The 18,761-nt window shown below is 62.4% G+C and carries 13 protein-coding genes and 1 pseudogene; 10 read left to right on the forward strand and 4 right to left on the reverse strand.

What is annotated here, in order from left to right:
- Positions 1 to 18: 18 nt before the first annotated feature.
- The 3 genes and pseudogenes from uvrC to uvrB all read right to left on the reverse strand — a co-directional run bounded on the left by uvrC (position 19) and on the right by uvrB (position 7,228).
- Complete coding sequence (gene uvrC / locus NUW12_04775) at positions 19 to 2,154, reverse strand: excinuclease ABC subunit UvrC (protein ID MCR4402086.1); 2,136 nt, start codon at positions 2,152 to 2,154, stop codon at positions 19 to 21.
- A complete protein-coding gene (uvrA, locus tag NUW12_04780) occupies positions 2,151 to 5,003 on the reverse strand; it encodes an excinuclease ABC subunit UvrA (GenBank protein MCR4402087.1) in 2,853 nt (950 codons plus the stop codon). The genes uvrC and uvrA overlap by 4 nt, the downstream gene beginning before the upstream one ends.
- Before the next feature lie 146 nt (positions 5,004 to 5,149).
- Positions 5,150 to 7,228, reverse strand: a pseudogene (gene uvrB / locus NUW12_04785) (excinuclease ABC subunit UvrB).
- Between the two features lie 349 nt (positions 7,229 to 7,577).
- Between uvrB and NUW12_04790 the strand changes: the two are divergent.
- The 6 genes from NUW12_04790 (at position 7,578) to NUW12_04815 (ending at position 11,845) form a co-directional block, all read left to right on the forward strand.
- Complete coding sequence (locus NUW12_04790) at positions 7,578 to 7,961, forward strand: DUF2089 domain-containing protein (protein ID MCR4402088.1); 384 nt, start codon at positions 7,578 to 7,580, stop codon at positions 7,959 to 7,961.
- A gap of 41 nt (positions 7,962 to 8,002) precedes the next feature.
- Positions 8,003 to 9,391: a DUF4097 domain-containing protein gene (locus tag NUW12_04795; GenBank protein ID MCR4402089.1), complete on the forward strand. Its 1,389-nt coding sequence runs from the start codon at positions 8,003 to 8,005 to the stop codon at positions 9,389 to 9,391.
- Positions 9,392 to 9,471: 80 nt separating this feature from the next.
- On the forward strand, positions 9,472 to 9,843 hold the full coding sequence (locus NUW12_04800; GenBank protein ID MCR4402090.1) for a hypothetical protein: 372 nt from the start codon (positions 9,472 to 9,474) through the stop codon (positions 9,841 to 9,843).
- A complete protein-coding gene (locus NUW12_04805; GenBank protein ID MCR4402091.1) occupies positions 9,833 to 10,405 on the forward strand; it encodes a hypothetical protein in 573 nt (190 codons plus the stop codon). The genes NUW12_04800 and NUW12_04805 overlap by 11 nt, the downstream gene beginning before the upstream one ends.
- Positions 10,406 to 10,540: 135 nt before the next feature.
- On the forward strand, positions 10,541 to 10,909 hold the full coding sequence (locus tag NUW12_04810) for a phage holin family protein (protein ID MCR4402092.1): 369 nt from the start codon (positions 10,541 to 10,543) through the stop codon (positions 10,907 to 10,909).
- Between the two features lie 120 nt (positions 10,910 to 11,029).
- A complete protein-coding gene (locus tag NUW12_04815; GenBank protein MCR4402093.1) occupies positions 11,030 to 11,845 on the forward strand; it encodes a Cof-type HAD-IIB family hydrolase in 816 nt (271 codons plus the stop codon).
- 65 nt (positions 11,846 to 11,910) lie between these two features.
- On the opposite strand, the gene NUW12_04820 is transcribed toward NUW12_04815, so the two are convergent.
- Complete coding sequence (locus NUW12_04820) at positions 11,911 to 13,977, reverse strand: penicillin-binding protein 1A (protein ID MCR4402094.1); 2,067 nt, start codon at positions 13,975 to 13,977, stop codon at positions 11,911 to 11,913.
- A 278-nt stretch (positions 13,978 to 14,255) separates the two neighbouring features.
- Here NUW12_04820 and NUW12_04825 point away from each other — a divergent pair, with 278 nt between their 5' ends.
- From NUW12_04825 to glmM, 4 genes are all read left to right on the forward strand, one after another.
- Positions 14,256 to 15,461, forward strand: a complete 1,206-nt coding sequence (locus tag NUW12_04825; protein MCR4402095.1) for a 2,3-bisphosphoglycerate-independent phosphoglycerate mutase — start codon at positions 14,256 to 14,258, stop codon at positions 15,459 to 15,461.
- A 182-nt stretch (positions 15,462 to 15,643) separates the two neighbouring features.
- A complete protein-coding gene (gene cdaA / locus NUW12_04830; GenBank protein ID MCR4402096.1) occupies positions 15,644 to 16,495 on the forward strand; it encodes a diadenylate cyclase CdaA in 852 nt (283 codons plus the stop codon).
- The gene (locus NUW12_04835; GenBank protein ID MCR4402097.1) at positions 16,492 to 17,340 is read left to right on the forward strand and encodes a CdaR family protein; all 849 of its coding nucleotides are present in this window, start codon (positions 16,492 to 16,494) and stop codon (positions 17,338 to 17,340) included. The genes cdaA and NUW12_04835 overlap by 4 nt, the downstream gene beginning before the upstream one ends.
- Before the next feature lie 30 nt (positions 17,341 to 17,370).
- Entirely contained in the window at positions 17,371 to 18,747 is a 1,377-nt protein-coding gene (gene glmM / locus NUW12_04840; GenBank protein MCR4402098.1) for a phosphoglucosamine mutase, read from the forward strand.
- Positions 18,748 to 18,761 lie beyond the last annotated feature (14 nt).

Consider the following 18,761-nt stretch of genomic DNA (forward strand, 5'->3'; position numbering starts at 1 on the left):
CGCAAACCCTCGTTCCGGCTAGTCCGAGGAGTCCACGGATGGCCGGGGCAAGGAGCTCAGGGCTTCTTTGACCCGCTCTGCGGCCTTTCGCGTCATACCGGGCGCCTTCGCGAGATCCTCGACGCTGGCTTCCCGAATGGCTTCCACCGTGCGGAATGCCGTGATGAGGGATTTCAGACGCTTTCGTCCGATTCCGGGAACATCCTCCAGCGCGGAGAGGGTCGCCCTCTTCGTGCGAAGCTGTCGGTGGTAGGACACAGCGAACCTGTGCGCCTCGTCCCGCACGCGCTGGAGTAGGAACAGCGCTTTCGAGTCTCTCGGAAGGGATATCGGGCACGGTTTGTCCTTGAGGAACACGAGTTCGTGCTCTTTGGCAAGGCCCACGGCCGGGATCGCCTCATCCAAGCCGCACTGGCGCAGAGCCTCAAGAGCCGCGTTGAGCTGCCCCTTTCCGCCATCGATGAGCATCAGGTCGGGCAGAACGCCCGGCGCGCCCGGCACTGTCACGGACGAGGGGTCCTTCTCGGATACCCGTCGTTGCCTGCCGCGAGCGTCGAGAACCTGAGCTGCCTCACCGCACTCTTGACTCTCCGGCCCCTCGTGACCGCCGCTCGTCCGCCCTCGAGCCGCCGGCGTGCCGCGGCCTTCCTCTCGCGAGACTCCAAGCCGACGGCACCTCCTTGTGACGATCTCACGCATCATCGCGAAGTCGTCTTGTCCCTTCACTGTCTTGATTCTGAACCGCCTGTACGCGGACTTGAGCGGGCGCCCGCTCTCGAAAACCACCATCGATCCGACCGCATCGGCGCCTTGTATGGTCGAGATGTCAAACGCTTCTATCCTGCGGGGGAGTCTTGGAAGTCCGAGAGCTTGCTGGAGTTCCGCCATGGCGCCTTCCTCCATGTCAGCAGCGCGTGCGGCTCGTATGCGGGCTTCCTCCAGCCCCAGCTTGGCATTGGCTTGCACCATTTCCACCAGGCTTCTCTTCTCGCCCCTGCGGGGCGACGTGATCCGCACCTTGGAGCCGCTCAGCATGCCCAACCACGATGCGATCGAGCCGGCCTCGTCGCCCAGGCTCGACTGCACCAGGATCTCAGCCGGCACGTGGGCTGCCGCCGCATAGTGCTGTTTCAGGAAAGCAGCCAGCATCTCCGAATCAGGCGTGTCGTCGGAGTTCGCCATGAAGAACCGTTCGCGACCGACCAGCTTTCCGCCGCGCACGAAGAAGACCTCCACACAAGCCTCTGCGCCGTCCTCGTCCCGCGCGAAGCCGATGACGTCCATGTCGCGGTGGGAACTCAGCACTACTTTCTGTCTCTCCATCACTCGCTCCATTGCCCGTATCCGGTCGCGCAGGGCGGCCGCGGTTTCGAAGTCCATAAGGGTCGATGCGGCCTGCATCTGCCTCTTCATCTCCCGGACGAGCTGGTCCTGCCTTCCCTCCAGGAACAGAACGATTTGTTTCACCAGCTCTGCGTATGCCTCACGCGTTATAGCTCCCGCACATGGAGCGAGGCACCTACCGATGTGGTGGTTGAGGCACGGACGTTCGCGCGAACTCTCCGCAATCCTCTTCGAGCAGCCACGGACGGGGAAAAGGCGCTTAATGAAAGCCAGTGTGCTGCGCATTCCGCTGACGTCGGGATACGGCCCGAAATAACGCGACCCGTCCTGCTCAACCCTCCGCGTGACCAGCACCCGGGGAAACGGCTCCGCCAAAGTGATCTTGATGTGAGGATAGGTCTTGTCGTCCCTCAGCCTGACATTGTACCGCGGACGGTGCTGCTTGATGAGGTTGTTCTCGAGGATCAGCGCCTCGACTTCCGAGTCGGTGACCAGGTACTCGAAGTCGGCGATGTTCCCGACGAGGAGTCGTGTGCGCCTGGCGAACGTCTTCGGTGACTGGAAATACGAACGAACCCTGTTCCTGAGCGAGGACGCCTTGCCCACGTAGATCACGCGTCCTGTCGCGTCTTTCATCAGGTACACTCCAGGCCTGTCGGGCAGGTCCTTCGCTCTCTCACGAAGGCGTTCCCTTGCCGCGGCCCGTTTGTTCTCGACATTGGCTTCTCTGTCCCAGCCCGCCGAGTCGCTTCCTCCTGATCCCGGGCTCCCGGTCGAGATAGCGTACCCGTCTTCGGAATCGTGATTCATGTCCTCAGCACCTTCCTGAGGAACTGACCGGTGTAGGACCGCTCACACAGCGCGACCTCCTCCGGCGTGCCGCAAGCCACGACGGTGCCGCCGCGGTCTCCGCCCTCGGGACCTAGATCTATGATGTAGTCCGCCGTCTTGATGACGTCCAGATTGTGTTCGATGACGATAACCGTGTCCCCGGCGTCCACCAAGCGTCCCAACACGTTGAGGAGTCTCTCTATGTCTGCGAAGTGGAGACCCGTGGTGGGTTCATCCAGGATGTAGAGCGTCCGCCCGTTGCTTCGCCTGCCGAGCTCGGTCGCAAGCTTGACCCTCTGGGCCTCGCCGCCCGAGAGAGTCGTAGCCGGCTGACCCAGCTTGATGTAACCGAGACCTACGTCGTTGAGGGTCTCCAGTTTTCGTCTGACCCTCGGAAGGTTCCTGAAGAACTCGAGCGCTTCGTCGACCCGCATGTCCAGGACGTCCGCTATGCTCTTTCCTCGGTACTTGATCTCCAGGGTCTCACGATTGTATCTTCTCCCCCTGCACACTTCGCACGGAACGTACACGTCCGGAAGGAAGTGCATCTCTATCTTGATGATCCCGTCTCCCTTGCACGCCTCGCACCGTCCGCCCTTCACGTTGAAACTGAACCTGCCAGGCCCGTATCCCCGCACCCTGGCTTCGGGCGTGAGCGCGAAGGTCTCCCTTATCAGATCGAACGTTCCCGTGTATGTGGCCGGGTTGGAACGGGGCGTGCGCCCGATGGGAGACTGGTCTACGTCAATCACTCTTTCGAGGTGCTCGATGCCGAGGACGGCGTCATGGGCACCCGGCTTCACGGCCGCTCGGTTCAGCTCATGTGCCAGCTTGCGATGGAGGATCTCGTTGACAAGCGTGCTCTTGCCGGATCCCGAGACACCGGTGACGCACACGAACACCCCGAGTGGGATCTCCACGTCGATGTTCTTGAGGTTGTGCTCGCGGGCCCCTTTCACGATGATGGACTTCCCGTTCGGGGGGCGACGGCGAGGCGGGACCCTAATGCTCAACTTGCCTGAGAGGTACTGCCCAGTGATGGACTGCTCGCAAGACATGATGCGTTCTATGCTTCCCGAAGCCACCACGCGCCCGCCTTCAGCGCCGGCGCCCGGCCCGATGTCTATGATGTGATCAGCCGAACGGATGGTTTCCTCGTCGTGCTCTACGACGAGGACGGTGTTCCCCATGTCGCGCAGACGCTTGAGCGTGTCGATGAGACGCCTGTTGTCGCGCTGATGCAGTCCGATGCTGGGCTCGTCGAGGATGTACAGGACTCCCACGAGGCTTGAGCCGATCTGGGTCGCGAGGCGGATCCGTTGAGCCTCGCCTCCCGCGAGTGTGCCGGCCGCCCTGTCGAGAGTGAGGTAGTCGAGTCCGACGTTCACCAAGAATCCTAGCCTTTCCCGTATCTCCTTGAGAATCTGCCTCGATATGGTCGTCTCGCGTTCGGTCAGGGCAATGCCCTCGAAGAACTCTTTCGCTTCCGAACACGACATGGCGGTCACTTCCATGATGGACTTGCCGCCCACCTTGACGGCGAGGCTCTCTGGCTTGAGGCGCGCCCCCCGGCACGCCGGGCACGGTCTTGCTGTGATGAACTGCTCTATCTCCGTTCGCGCCGCGTCGGAGTGCGCTTCCCTGTACCGGCGCTCCAGGTACGGCACCACCCCCTCATAATGGCTTTCGTGCCAGATGAGGTCTCCGGCAAAGTTGTGGTACTGGTATCGGAACCTCTCCCTGCCCGCTCCGTACAGCAGCACGCGTCTTTGCTCCTCGGTCAGTCGGCCGATGGGCACGCATGGGTCTATGCCGAGTCGCTCGCACACCGCCATGACCCGTCGGGCGAAGTAGTCGCTCCGCGTCCCATCCCAGGATCTCTCCCACGGCACTATGCCGCCGTCCACGATGCTCCTGTCCAGATCGAGGACGAGTTCGGGATCGATCTCCTCCTTGGTACCCAAGCCTGCGCACTCTGGGCAGGCTCCGTAGGGGCTGTTGAACGAGAACATCCTCGGCGCGAGCTCCTCGAAGCTCACGCCGCAATCAGGACAGGCGAACTTCTCGCTGAAGACGAGGTCGCGGCCGGCCTCTCCGGACGCCGTGTTGGGCACGACGTTCACGATGGCTATCCCTTCGCCGCGTTTCATGGCGAGCTCCAGCGAGTCGGCGAGGCGCGTCTCCGCGCCGGGGCGAACCACCACTCGGTCCACGACTATCTCGATGCTGTGGATCTTGTAACGCTCGAGCGATATGTCCTCGTCCACGCCGCGCACTTGCCCGTTGATGCGAACTCGGACGAAGCCCTCCCGTCGTATGTCCTCGATTACCTTTCTGTGCTCGCCTTTCTTCCCTCGGATTACCGGGGCGAGGATCTGAACTCTCGTGCCCTCTCCAAGCGCCATGACCTGGTCGACGATCTGCTGAACTGTCTGTTGGGTGATGGGCTTACCGCACCTCGGGCAGTGGGCCTTTCCTATCCTTGCGAATAGGAGCCTCAGATAGTCGTATATCTCCGTCACCGTGCCCACCGTGGACCTGGGGTTACGGCTGCCGCTCTTCTGATCTATGGCTATCGCGGGCGACAGCCCTTCGATGTAGTCCACGTCCGGCTTGTCCATCTGGCCGAGGAACTGTCGCGCGTATGCCGAGAGCGACTCCACGTAGCGTCGCTGTCCTTCGGCATAGATGGTGTCGAAGGCCAGAGAGGACTTGCCCGAGCCGGAGAGGCCGGTGATGACCACCAGCTTGTCTCTAGGGATCTCGAGATCGATGTTCTTCAGGTTATGCTGACGTGCGCCTCTTACTATGATCTCCTGCTTGCTCACCTTTAGTTTCCTCCGAATACGCGCCCGAGCCGAAGAGCACTATCTGAAGCCAGTCCGCCTGTCAATCCGCAAGAGCGCTTCAGTGAGAGTGGTTTTGGCGCGGTCCCATCCGGCGGTTCATGCATGCCTGGGGCGCATGCCTAGGGTGCGAACCGCCGCCTGAGGAAGCGAATCCTGTCGCGCAGCTCCGCCGCGCGCTCGAATTCGAGAACCATCGCCGCCTTGCGCATCTCTTCCTCGAGAGAGCGTATGAGCGTCGCTATCTCCTTGTCGGACAGCTCCTCCACCGCCCCCGCGTCCACATCTACCCCGGCCGACGATCGCCGGGCCTTCGACCCGGCATGCGACCCTGCGCGGGACACGGCCTCGGATAGCGCTCCAGCAGCTGCAGCCCGAGACGCGACCCCGTACGAGGGTCTTTCTTCGGCCGCCCTCGTGAATTCCGCTATGTCGTGGACGCCCTTCTTGACGGACTCCGGGGTTATGCCGTGGCGTTCGTTGTACTCCGTCTGTATCCGGCGCCTCCTGTTGGTCTCGTCGATCGCCCGCCGCATGGACTGGGTAATGGTGTCGGCGTACATGATGACCTTGCCGTGTACGTTGCGCGCGGCCCGTCCAATGGTCTGGATGAGCGACGTCTCCGATCGCAGGTACCCTTCTTTGTCGGCGTCGAGGATCGCCACTAAGGACACCTCGGGCAGGTCAAGGCCCTCACGCAGCAGGTTTATGCCCACAAGGACGTCAAACGTCCCGAGCCGCAAGTCCCGCAGAATCTCCACACGCTCGAGGGTGTCGATCTCCGAGTGAAGGTACCGAGCCTTCACGCCCAAGTCCGCGAGGTAATCTGTGAGATCCTCGGCTGTCTTCTTCGTGAGCGTCGTGACGAGGACCCGCTCGCCCGCCCGCACCCGCGCATGGATCTCTGTGAGGAGGTCGTCTATCTGGTTCATCACCGGACGCACCTCTACCTCCGGGTCCACCAGCCCCGTCGGGCGAATGATCTGCTCGACGACGCGGCTGCTCATACGGAGCTCGTAAGGCCCGGGCGTCGCCGAAGCGAATATGACCTGGTTCACGCGCTGCTCGAACTCATCGAACGTAAGCGGTCGATTGTCGAACGCCGACGGCAGCCGGAATCCGTACTCCACGAGGGTCTCCTTGCGCGACCGATCGCCCGAGTACATCGCGTGCAGCTGGGGAAGAGTCACGTGAGACTCGTCTATTATGACCAAGAAGTCCTCGGGGAAGTAATCGAGCAACGTTGCCGGGGGTTCTCCCGGCTGTCTACCGGTGAGATGTCTTGAGTAGTTCTCTATCCCCTGGCAATAGCCCACCTCGCCGAGCATCTCCAGATCGTAACGCGTGCGCTGCTCGAGCCTCTGGGCCTCGAGCAGCTTCCCGGCTGCGCGGAGCTCTGCGAGCCGGTCTTCCAGCTCGCGCTCGATGCTGATGAGGGCCTTCTTGAGCTTCTCGTCGCTGGTGATGAAGTGAGTTGCCGGAAAGATCGTTATGGACTCCCTGTCTCGCACCACCTCGCCGGTGAGCACGTCCACTTCCAGGATGCGATCGACCTCGTCTCCGAAGAACTCGATCCTAACGGCGTTTTCTCCGTAAGCGGGGATTACCTCCACCACGTCGCCCCTAACCCTGAAGGTGCCTCGAGTGAATCCGATGTCGTTTCGAGTGTACTGTATGCCCACGAGCTTCCTCAGCACAGCGTCCCTGTTCGCCTCGCGGCCCCTTTGGAGCATCACCGTGAGGTTCTTGTAGTCCTCCGGTGATCCGAGTCCGAAAATACAAGACACGCTCGCCACGATTATCACGTCTCGCCGTTCGAACAGAGCGCTCGTTGCGGAGTGGCGGAGCCGGTCGATCTCGTCATTGATAGATGAGTCCTTCTCGATGTAAGTGTCGGTCTGCGGAATATACGCCTCCGGCTGGTAGTAGTCATAGTAGCTCACGAAGTACTCCACGGCGTTCTCGGGGAAAAGCGCCCGGAACTCGCTGCAAAGCTGAGCTGCGAGGGTCTTGTTGTGGGCTATCACCAGCGTGGGCCTTTGGACCTCCTGGATCACAAGGGCGTCCGTGAACGTCTTCCCGGTGCCCGTCGCGCCAAGAAGCGTCTGACAACGGTAACCCGCTCTTATTCCCTCTGCGAGCTCCCGCGCGGCTCTCGGCTGGTCACCCCTTGGTTTGAGATTGGTTCTGAGCTTGAACTCGTTCACCTGCACCGCAGCTCCTCATCGAGGCCATCCGCACCGCGAGCGGGCCGTCGCAGGCCGCGCGCCGCCTCACTCTACAATTCTAAGACACTCATGCCACAAGTGCAACGCTACCAGATCCCACCGATGAGTGTGCCTGCCCAGCATATGACGGTGTTTCCTTTACCGGCTCGAACATACATTCGATATGTGCCCCGACTTTCCTGCCGAGCACCTTGCGGTTTTCGTGCGTCGGGAACCGCGATGAAAACCCGGCAAACTTGTTGACAGCGAAAGTCGACGGATTTATGATGTTAATGTAGAGCTTAACGAGATTGAGGACCATGTTGATGATATTGAAGGGTGGAAGATCATGAGACGAAGGGCGCTGGGTAGATGCCCGGTGTGCGGAGAAGCCCTCCACGTGGCGAGGCTGTCCTGCCCCAGGTGTGACACGTCCATAGAGGGTCGCTTCGAGACGTGCAAGTTCTGTCAACTCTCCAATGAGCAGAAGGACTTCGTGGAGATCTTCATCAAGTCGCGCGGGAATATCAAAGAAGTCGAGAGGGAGCTCGGGGTGTCGTATCCCACCGTTCGGGGCCGGCTTGACGCGGTCATACAAGCCTTGGGTTATCCGGTCGAGCGAGAGAAGGAGGACGAGGCACAAACGGAAGCGAGGCGCAAAGGCATCCTGGACTCGCTCGCGAGAGGCGAGATACGTGCCGACGAAGCCATAAAGCTTCTCAAACAGCGGTGAAGGCTCGGTGCAGGAGAGCCCAGACAGGGGGAGCGAGGACCGTGCGGGAAGAACACATGATGATCCTGAAGATGCTGGAGGAGGGCAAGATCACGAGCGATGAGGCCGCTGCCCTCATAGACGCTCTCGACGAGGCGACGCAGGCCGAGCCGGGTTTCCAAGGTGGCCGGGACGACCAGGGCTACTCGGGCGAAGACGGCCGCAAAGAGGCCGAAGCCGATGGTGAGGATGACGGAGGGACTGGCGGCGGCCAGGCAGGCAAATGCGCCGAAAAGCGCGAGTCCACCGGCACGTGGCCGGACCTCTCCAAGATCAACGCCTTGGCGGACAGACTCGCGCAGCTCGCCGAGACCTCGTGCGGCCCGGTGCTGGAGAGCCTGGCGGGCCATATCGAGAAGGTGATGGAGAGGGCAGTCGAAGAGAAAGAGCGTGCCATGAAGCGCATCAGGCGGGCGAGGGAACGCACCGCCGAGAGGTCGGACGACGAAGGCGACTCCGGGGCGCCCGGATGTCCCGGGTCGGGCCAATCGCCTCTGGTAGGGGAGACCTTCGCCAAACGGTTCATTGGAACCTTCGCTCCAGGCGTCGAAGTTAGAAAGACCTTCGAGGGAGCCTTTGACGGGAGTTGCGAGAGAGTGGCGGTGGAAGCGGCCACGTCTAACGGCAGCATTGCCGTAGAACCATGCGATGGCCCGGGGTTCAGTGTCGAGATTCGTGCCCGCGCAAGGGGAGCCGGGGTCGATCCTTCGAGTGCCCGGAGCATGCTGGAAGAGGCCATAGACTACAAGGCCGGCCCGGGCAATCTTCGGATCGCCTGCTGCTGCGGACGGGCGGTAAGCGGGGCCTCGCTCGTCATTCGACTCCCGCGACGCTTCCGGTACGACCTGGAGCTCGAGACCTCAAACGGCAAGGTCGAGATCGGCGCGCTCGAGTGTGGGACCATCAGTGTTGAGACGTCCAATGGCAGGATAGATCTGGACGGCACCAGCTCTGCCGATGCAGAGCTTGAGACGTCCAACGGGCGCATCAATCACAGGGGCACGGCGAAGAGGCTGGCCGCCGAGACATCCAACGGGAGTATACTTGTGGTACCGACCGGGCTTACAGGCGAGGCCTTCTACGAACTCCACACCTCCAATGGGTCTATCCAAGTCCTCCTCGACGCGGGCGGCGGCGTGGGCTGCCGCGTGGACGCGCGTACGTCCCAAGGAGCGATCCGCCTAGCTCTGCCCGATCTCGCGTACCAAGTCAACACGAAATCCATGGGGCACGAGGAGATCGTGGCTGCGACACCCGGTTACGAGGCGAGTGTACATAAGGTGATGATCAAAGCTGAGACATCCAACGGGTCCATAACGATCCTGGGGGGCGGCGAGATCAGCCGTGCCGCCGAGGGCTCGGACGCGCCGGAACCGGACGAACACCGATGACATGCTTGACACGCTGAGCTGAGAAAGTGCTGGGTGCGAAGCGACCGAGCCAACTCTCGGGGCTAAGGAGGATTGCAGCTGTGATCGATGAGAAGAGGCAGATACTGACGATGGTGCGGGAAGGGAAGATCTCGGTGGACGAGGGGCTCAAGCTCCTCGAGGCCCTGGAGAGTTCGCCGCCCGGCCAATCCGGTGGGGTGGGCGTCGGAAAGGCCGCGAGAATGCTGCGGGTGCGCGTGCTCGACCTGGAGGACAACACCAAAGTACACGTCAATCTCCCGCTGGCTCTGGTGAAAGTAGCCATGAAGTTCATACCGAAGAACGTGGCGGCCGAGATCCAGGAGCAGAACATCGACTTGGAGGGGATCCTCGCGAGCATCACAGATGCCACGGTCGGCAAGATCGTGGACATAGATAGCGACGAGGCCAAGGTGGAGGTCTATGTCGACTGATGTTGAGGCGGAGGCCAAGACTGGAGGTGCGGCCCGCGCCAACGACACTCCTTTCTTGAGTCACGGGGAGGCGCGGCGCAAGACCCGGGCGGCAGCTGCCGGGTTTCGCCTGCCGTCGTTCTTCCTCCTCGTGACGCTGAGGCTCCCCGGGTGGAGGCGCGCGCTTCCTGTCGTGTTCCCGCTGTTCGTCTTGGAAGATGTCCTGGAGTCGGCGGGCTGGCTCGCCTCGGTATTCTCTCATCTGTGGTTCGCTCGTTTGCCAAGGGCTCGGGGCAACACGGATGGGGAGGCCGGTCTTCCGGGCAGAGGTTCGGCGGGGACGAGCGTCCTTCCGGACCCGTGGGGCGCTCGGATGAAGCGGATGAAGGAGAGGACCCACGCTCTCGGGTGCCGGCCAGGGAGGGAAGAGCGATCTTCCATCGAATTCTCTGTGGACTGGGAGCCTTCGTGGTTCTTTCTTGCAGCCAATGTGATAAGGGCCCTGAGGCTCGAGGGCGGGTTCACGCTGGTCGAAGTGGCCGAGGGCACCAGCGGAACCCAGATCGCTGTCCGCCTGGTTTAGGTCGTATTCGTGTTTGCTCCGCCGATGGGATGAGAAGCCCGCTCGCCACTTCCGGACGGATGCTTCCCTTGCTTAGTCCCAACTAGCGTGGCCATGCTATCGGGCAAGTCGCTCCCGGCGCGCGCAGGAAGGAGGATGGAGGCCTTGCGTTTCTCGGGTTTTCTCTATAGGTGCCTCGTCAACGCGATCATACTGCTTCTCATCCCGTACGTCATGGGACCAGCCGTCCAGGTGAGGGGAGTCTTGTCGGCGATCGTCGCGGCGTTCGTGCTTGGGATAGTGAACGCTCTGATACGGCCGGTCCTCATCATTCTGTCGCTGCCAATCCAGCTGCTCACGCTGGGTCTGTTCACGTTCGTCATCAACGGGTTCATGCTGTGGCTTGTCGCGAGATGGGTGGGCGGCTTCTACGTCTCCGGTTTCTGGCCAGCGGTGCTGGCTTCAGTCTTGCTATCAATCGGGAGCAGCATTCTGAGCTTCGTGGTACGTGATAGATCATTCTAGAGCAAACGTGACGTGGGTATGGCCTGGGTGCAGGGGAGACGGGTCGGGGAACGGGCGGACACCGAAGCAGGCGACAGCGGATGTCGTGCGGATCTCCCCTGACGGCTTGAATCTTGTGGGGTGATAGAGATCGGGATACGGCTTGTGGCGATAGATGTGGACTTAACTCTTGTAGGAAGAGACCTCAAGATCGGTGAACGCACGCGGGCGGCCGTGCAAGCGGCCACCGAGGCAGGTTGCGTGGTCACCCTGACGAGCGGACGGATGTTTCGCGCGACTGTTCCCTTTGCGGAGGAACTCGGAATCGGTGGCCCTCTCATCACGTACGACGGCGCGCTCATCAAGTCGGTCAAGACCGGGGAGATCATATGCCACAGGCCCGTGCCGCTGGAACAGGCAAGGGAAGTGGCAGCCTATGCGCGGCGGGAGGGTCTCCACCTGAACGTGTACGTGGATGACACGCTGTACGTCGAACGCTACGACGACGAGACGGCTTCGTACACGAGTCACACAAAGGTCGAGGCGGTGGTCGTCGGGGACCTGGTAGCCTTCATGAAGCGCCCTCCCACGAAGCTGCTGGTCGTCGCGTCGGAAGAGGAGGTGGAGCGGCGCCTGCCCGAGTTCAAGAAGCACTTCGGCGACCGCCTTCACGTAGTTCGGTCAATGCCGCGCTACGTTGAGTTCACCGCAGAAAGTGTGTCCAAAGGCTCCGCTCTCTCTATACTCGCGCGGTATCTCGGGGTTCGGCGCGACGAGGTTCTGGCCATTGGCGATAGTGAGAATGACGTGCCCATGCTCGAGTTTGCCGGGATCGGCGTGGCCGTCCGAAACGCTCGCGAGGAAGTGAAGCAAGCCGCGGACTACGTAGCGCACGGCGAAAGCGGCGACGGGGTCGTGGAAGCGGTATCCCGGTTCGTTCTCGGACGAGACGTCTGACCAACCCGCTCTTCGGGCTCTGGCCGACGAACGTGACCCCGGTGTGCGAACACTCCCGAGCCTGGTCAATGGCTTTGGAGGCTGGCGCCCGTGACCGGCGATGCGCCGTGCCAAGGGCACGTCTCGTTAGGCGCGGCTTCCTGTTTGAACAACTCCCAACGGGTGTTGGGACACGCGGGCGTCGCCAGGAACCCGGTGTCATGGCAGATCTCCCGGGATACGATTCCGGAAGGCCGCCGAAATGCGGATTCGGGCTTTCCTGCCAAGGCCTTGTTGATGAAGTCGGCCCAGATGGGCGCGGCGGCCGCACCGCCCGACCTGCCGAGTGGGGTCGAGGGATCGTCGTAACCGATGTACACAGAGCACACCAGATCGGGGGTGTACCCCACGAACCAAGCGTCTGTGTAGCTTTGCGTGGACCCCGTCTTCCCCGCGGCTGGTCGGGTGACCTTGCCCGCGATGCTCGCTGCGGTGCCCCACTTAGTGATGACTTGTTTGAGGATGTCCGTCACTATGAAGGCCGTCCTCGGGTCGAGAACCTGCCTCACGCGCGGACGGTCTCGCAGGAGCTCGCGGCCGCGGCGGTCCTTGACAGACAAGATGAATACCGGCTCGACGCTCTTCCCGCCGTTGGCGAAAGGAGCAAACGCCGTGGCCATCTCGAGAGGCGTCACTTCTGACGTTCCGAGCACGAGGGAGAGATGCGGTCCGAGAGGGCTCTTGATGCCCAGCCGCTTCGCGTACTCCGCGCCTTTCGCGGGCCCGATGAGGTTGGCAAGTTGGACAGAGGCCACGTTGCACGACACCACGAGAGCCTCTCTCAACGTGAGCCTCCGAAAGTGGTAGTCGAATTCGCCGTAGTCAGTGGGCGTGTAAGGAGTCCGCGCGGACCAGAAAGTGACCGGCTCGCACGCGAGCGTGGTCGCGGCGGTGAAGCCCTCGTCCAACGCCGCCGCGTAGAAGAAAGGCTTGAATGCCGAGCCTGGCTGTCTCCTTGCCTCGGTTGCCCTGTTAAACTGAGTCTCCCGATAGCTTCTTCCCCCGATGAGCGCTCGTACGTGGCCGTTCGTGGGGTCGAGAGCGACGAGGGCTCCCTGGGGTTGAACCACCGACCCGGCGGGCCTCTCTGTAGTAAGGGGGTCGAGCCCCGCTGAGAAGGCCATCTCCGCGGCTCTCTGCATGGACATGTCGAGAGTGGTGTACACCCTCAATCCGCCGGAGTATAGCAAGTTCCCGTCGTCCCCGAGACGCCTGAGCACTTCCCCCATGACGTAGTCAACGAAGTAGGGTGCCGCGCGGACCTCGCGCGTCCCTAGCCCAACGAGCACGAGAGGTTCCCGCGTCGCCGCCCGGGCCTGGGATTGAGTGATGTATCCCGCTGACACCATCTTGTGCAGCACCACCTCGCGCCTCCGAAGGGCGGCTTCCATGTCGCGATACGGCGAGTAGTAGAAAGGCCCCCTTGTGAGGCCCGCGAGCATCGCGGCCTCCCCCAGTGTGACATCGCGTGCGCTCTTGCCGAAGTACAGTCTCGCCCCTGCTTCGACTCCGTACGCTCCGTGACCGAGGTACACGAGGTTGAGGTAGCGCTCGAGGATCTCGTCCTTCGAGAACTTCAGCTCGAGATAGAACGTGAGTAAGAGCTCAGCGACTTTTCGTGCGATGGTCCTTTCCGGAGGCAGGAACATGTTCTTGGCGAGCTGCTGGGTTATAGTGCTTCCTCCCTCCACGATGCGACCGGCGCGTATGTTCCTCACGAGCGCCCGGGCGATGCCGATGGGGTCGACGCCGGGATGCCTGTAGAAGCGTTCGTCTTCCACGGCTACGATGGCCTCACGAAGGTGGGTTGAGACAGCGGAAAGGGGTACCTGTATTCGGGTGCCGGCCGCGGTGGACGTGATGACCTCCCCGCGAATGTCATAGAACACGCTGCCGACTTGCTTCGCCGGCAACGGGAACGCCCTGACGAGCGCGAATGCCACGAGCAAGGTCGCCACGGCTGCCAAGACGATGTGGCGCCACACCGCGCCGCGGCGCAACCCCGGCGTCCTTCCGGATTCGCCCTCAGGGCGACCCTGATCTCGCTTGCCTTCCCGTCCAACTCGTCTGTGCACGGTGTGCCGTTTCCGCAAGCCCCGCACCTCGTTCCCGCCTGGCAGGCCGGTGTGGCGGATTCCGGAACTCCGTCCGCGCGGCCGTTGCTCTCGATCCGATTCGCGGGAGGGGTTGCCGGCGACTCGAGGCGAGAGCTTGTCACCGGCGGCCTGTCGTTCGATGACAAAGACAGAGATATTGGTGAACCCTGCCTTAGTATGTTCCCCCGCTATGAGGAGGAAAACCGCGACGTGTATAGAAACAGCCGTAGATTGACACGTAGTTGTTAGACCCATACGGAAGGAGAGATTCCGAGATGGTGCAAATCGAAGTCATCAAAGCCCTAGCTCAGAAGACAGAGTCGAAGATCGTCATGGCGGTCGTTGACGGTTTGGGTGGTCTTCCACATCCGGATACCGGTAGATGCGCGCTGGAATCGGCGCGAACGCCCAATCTCGACGCGCTCGCAGCCAGGTCTAGCTGCGGCTTGGTCGAACCGGTGGGGATCGGGATCACGCCCGGCAGCGGTCCGTCCCACCTTGCCCTCTTTGGGTATGACCCGTTGAAGTACGAAATAGGAAGGGGCGTGCTCGAGGCGCTCGGCGTGGGAGTGGAGCTCGAGCGAACGGACGTGGCGGCTCGAGGCAATTTCTGCACCGTGGACGAGTCCGGGATCATCACAGACAGGCGCGCAGGGCGGATTCCAACGGAGAAGAACCGGGAGCTCGTGGAGATGCTTCGAACGATCCAGGTTGAAGGAGCTAGTGTCATCCTCGAGCCGGGCAAGCTGCATAGGTTCGTGGCGGTGTTCAGGGGCGACGGGCTCTCCGGGGACATCGAGGACACGGATCCGCAGCACACGGGGGAGAAGCCGAAACCCGCCGCGCCACGCAGTCCTGAAGCTGCTCGTACCGCGAACATCATCAACCAGTGGCTGGATAAGGCGAGATGCGTGCTACGGAGCGAGCATCCCGCGAACATGGTGCTTCTGAGGGGGTTCGCGAAGCATCCCGACATCCCGACGATGTCGGAGGCCTTCAAGCTCACCCCCGCGGCCATCGCCACCTACCCGATGTATCGAGGCGTGGCGAGGCTGGTCGGAATGGAGGTGCTTGAGACAGGCACGACGATCCAGGACGAGGTAGGGACCCTCCGGGAGAACTTCGCAAGATTCGACTTCTTCTACCTCCACGTGAAGGAGACGGACAGCTCTGGAGAGGACGGCAATTTCGCCCGCAAGGTGGAAGTGCTCGAGGACTTCGATCGGAATCTCCCCGCGATCATGGATCTTGCGCCCGACGTCCTAGTGATCACGGGCGACCACTCTACGCCGGCTACGCTCAAGGCCCACAGCTGGCATCCCGTGCCATTCCTGATATTCTCCAAGTGGGTGCGCCCGGACCGGATCACGGAGTTTGGAGAGACAGCGTGCGCCGCAGGCTCTCTCGGGACGTTCCCCTCCCTCGGCGTGTTGCCCCTTTCGATGGCGCACGCTCTGAAACTGGCGAAGTTCGGAGCGTAGATCTCTGTTCCAGTGACTCCGCCGCGTCGCGTAGTTCGACTCACCGACGCGGCGGAGTCGTTCGTACTCAGCGCCACGCAATCCCAGCCGCCGGTCCTTGCGCCGTCGAACGCAAACGTATAGTATATAGTTGTGGCAGAGGCTGCAAGCAGGACCGGAACCGAGAGCCGAGGAGGAGGCCCATGCCGTTCGACATCGGCTTGGCGAGGTTTGTTGAAGACCTTGCCAAGATAAACGTCAAGCAGGCTGTGAGCGCCGTGGCGGACGTCCTCATAGTGGCGTACGTCATATACAAGATACTCGTGATCATACGAGGAACGAGGGCGGTGTCTCTGCTGAAGGGCATCGCCATTCTGTTTGTCGCGACCATGCTGAGCAACCTCCTAGGGCTGCAGACTGTGTACTGGCTTCTGCAGAAGACGATTACCATGCTGTTCGTGGCTCTTCCCATAGTGTTCATGCCGGAGATGCGGAGGGCGCTGGAGCAGATCGGCCGTGGCAGCCTTTTCGCGGGGCCCCTCGGATTCCTGGGGAAAGAGGACGCGGCGAAGCTGATCACCGATGTGGCTCGGGCTGCGGCGACGATGGGCCGCGAAAAGGTGGGGGCGCTCATCGTCATCGAGCGTGAAACCGGCGTGGCTGAGCTGATGGAAACCGGCACGAAGATCGACGCCGTGGTTTCCGCAGAGCTTCTGGTCAACATCTTCACCCCAAACACGCCTCTCCACGATGGCGCAGCTATCATAAAGGGGAACAGACTCGTGGCGGCAGGGTGCTACCTGCCACTCACGGAGAACCCGGCAGTGAGCAAGAGGCTCGGAACGAGACACAGGGCGGCGTTGGGCATCTCTGAGCAGTCCGACGCGGCGGTCGTGGTGGTTTCGGAGGAGACCGGGGTCATCTCCCTCGCTTTCAACGGGAAGCTTGCTCGTTACCTTGACGAAGGCGCTCTGAGGGAGAGGCTCGGCGAGTTGCTGGAGCCCGGACGAGCCCGACAGGGCTTGCCTGGCTGGCTGAGGGGGCATGCGACGTGAGGCTCCCGGTGGCGCGCGACCTGCACCTTAGAATAGCGGCTCTGCTCCTCGCCATTGTGGTATGGTTTGTGGCTGGAGCCGACATCAGACGAAACCAGGGGGACACGGTCGAGAAGATAGTCACCGTAGGCTTGGAGGTCCGCGGCGTAGCGTCGAACCTCATAGTGACGTCAAAGCCCAAAGACGTGGAACTCCGCATCCGTGGGGCGAGACAGGTCGTGGAGACTTTAGACGGGTCCAAGGTAAGGGCGTACGTGTCCGTGGCGGGACGCGGAGAGGGCGAACACGGGGTGAGGGTACAGACGTTCGTGCCCGAGGGAGTGCACGTCATCGAGGTGGTGCCGGCCAGCACCAGCGTGACGGTGGAGGCGGTCATCGGGCGAGACATGCCCGTGTCAGTCTCCCTCGTGGGTTTTCCCACCGAAGGTTACGTTCCGCTTCAACCGAGCTCGACACCGAGATCGGTGACGATAGCGGGACCGAGGAGCAAGGTGGAAGCAGTGACGAACGCACTCGCCCAGATAGACGTCTCCGGGGTCGCGGCAGAGGTTTCGCGGGACGTGCCGGTGCTACCCGTGGACGGCGGCGGGAGTCCCGTGGACGGGGTGAGCGTGTACCCGGCGGCAGCCCGGGTCACGGTCCCGGTTCAGGGCAGGACCGACCTCGCGCCGTCAATGCCCGCGGCTTCCAACGCGGGCCTTGGTCAGATGTCTGGTCAAGGCGCTGGCGAGGCTTCCGACCGGCTCGAGCAGGCGGGTGAGGCTGGGTCGGTTGGCGCTCCTGAACCAAGGTCCGGAGAGAGTCGGTTGAGGGCGGACCTGAGGAAGATAGAGAGTTCCCGTTGAGGAGAAACGAAAACCGGGGGGACAATGCGGATGGGAAGACTCTTCGGCACTGACGGGGTGCGTGACGTGGCCAACGGCGCGCTTTCCCCCGAGCTCGCGTTCCGTCTCGGACGCGCGGGAGCAGCAGTGGTGGCCGCGAAGCGTGGCGCGACAGCCGGCGCTCCGTCCATCGTCATCGGGCGCGACACCAGGTTATCGGGGGACATGCTCGCGGCGGCTTTGGCGGCGGGCATGATGTCTGCCGGTGCGCGCGTCCTGCACGCGGGGGTCGTGCCTACGCCAGGCGTGGCTTACCTCGTGCGCGAGCTCGGCGCGGACGCGGGAGCCGTGATCTCTGCATCCCACAACCCTGTGGAGTACAACGGCATCAAGTTCTTCTCCCACGACGGCTTCAAGCTGTCTGACGAGGAGGAAGAGGAGATAGAGAGGCACGTCCTCGATGAGGCGGGGAGAGTCAGGCTGGATGTGGATGACGGCTTGCCTCGGCCCACCGGTGGCGGCGTGGGCAAGAGTCTGGAGGTCGCGGACGCTCGAGACAGGTATGTCAAGTTTGTGAAGAGCACGTGCGACGTGACCTTGGAAGGTCTGCGAATCGTGGTCGACTGCGCGAACGGCGCGGCATTCGCGAGCACTCCGAGGCTGCTGAGGGAGCTGGGGGCCGAGGTCGTCTCTGTAAGCGACGTGCCGGACGGGACCAACATCAACGTTGATTGCGGTTCGACCCATCCTGACGCGGTGTGCAGGGCGGTGCTGGAGACCAAAGCCGACATCGGCCTGGCGCACGACGGGGACGCAGATAGGCTCGTGGCCGTGGACGAGAGGGGCCAACTGGTGGACGGCGACCACATCATGGCCATATGCGGCCTGTACCTCCTCCGCCAGGGGCGGTTGCCTCAGAAGACCATCGTTGCTACTGTCTATAGTAACCTGGGGCTTGTGAAGGCCTTTGAGCGTGAGGGCGGGTCCGTTGTGCTGGCCAAGGCGGGCGACAGGTACGTTCTCGAGGAGATGCGGAAGAGAGGGGTCGTCCTGGGCGGGGAACAATCGGGTCACATCATATTCCTCGATCGCAGCACTACTGGGGACGGCGCCATAACGGCCCTCGCGCTCCTTTCGGTTGTCCGCAAGACTGGGCTGCGTCTGTCCGAGTTGGCCTCATGGATGCAGACGTTTCCACAGGTCCTCGTGAACGTGAGGGTCCGCGACAAGAACGGCTTGGTGGGCAACGGGGTGATCGATAGCGCCATCGCCCGCGCCGCAGCGCGTCTCGGCAGCGACGGGAGGATTTTCGTCCGCCCGTCAGGCACGGAGCCTCTTGTTCGGGTGCTTGGGGAGGGACCTGATCGGGAGGCCGTGGAAGAAGTGGTAAGAGATGTCGCCAAGGTGATCGGCGACGCTCTCTCCTGATGGCCCAGTGCCCC

Source organism: Bacillota bacterium (assembly GCA_024653485.1).
Classification (GTDB): Bacteria; Bacillota; SHA-98; order UBA4971; family UBA4971; genus UBA6256.

Bases quoted from the DNA above. Each gene is read 5' to 3' on its own strand.
- cdaA (MCR4402096.1), top strand. From the start codon at position 15,644: ATGCCGTTCGACATCGGCTTGGCGAGGTTTGTTGAAGACCTTGCCAAG.
- glmM (MCR4402098.1), top strand. From the start codon at position 17,371: ATGGGAAGACTCTTCGGCACTGACGGGGTGCGTGACGTGGCCAACGGC.
- NUW12_04805 (MCR4402091.1), top strand. From the start codon at position 9,833: ATGTCGACTGATGTTGAGGCGGAGGCCAAGACTGGAGGTGCGGCCCGC.
- NUW12_04825 (MCR4402095.1), top strand. From the start codon at position 14,256: ATGGTGCAAATCGAAGTCATCAAAGCCCTAGCTCAGAAGACAGAGTCG.
- uvrC (MCR4402086.1), bottom strand. From the start codon at position 2,154: ATGAATCACGATTCCGAAGACGGGTACGCTATCTCGACCGGGAGCCCG.
- NUW12_04810 (MCR4402092.1), top strand. From the start codon at position 10,541: ATGGAGGCCTTGCGTTTCTCGGGTTTTCTCTATAGGTGCCTCGTCAAC.
- NUW12_04790 (MCR4402088.1), top strand. From the start codon at position 7,578: ATGAGACGAAGGGCGCTGGGTAGATGCCCGGTGTGCGGAGAAGCCCTC.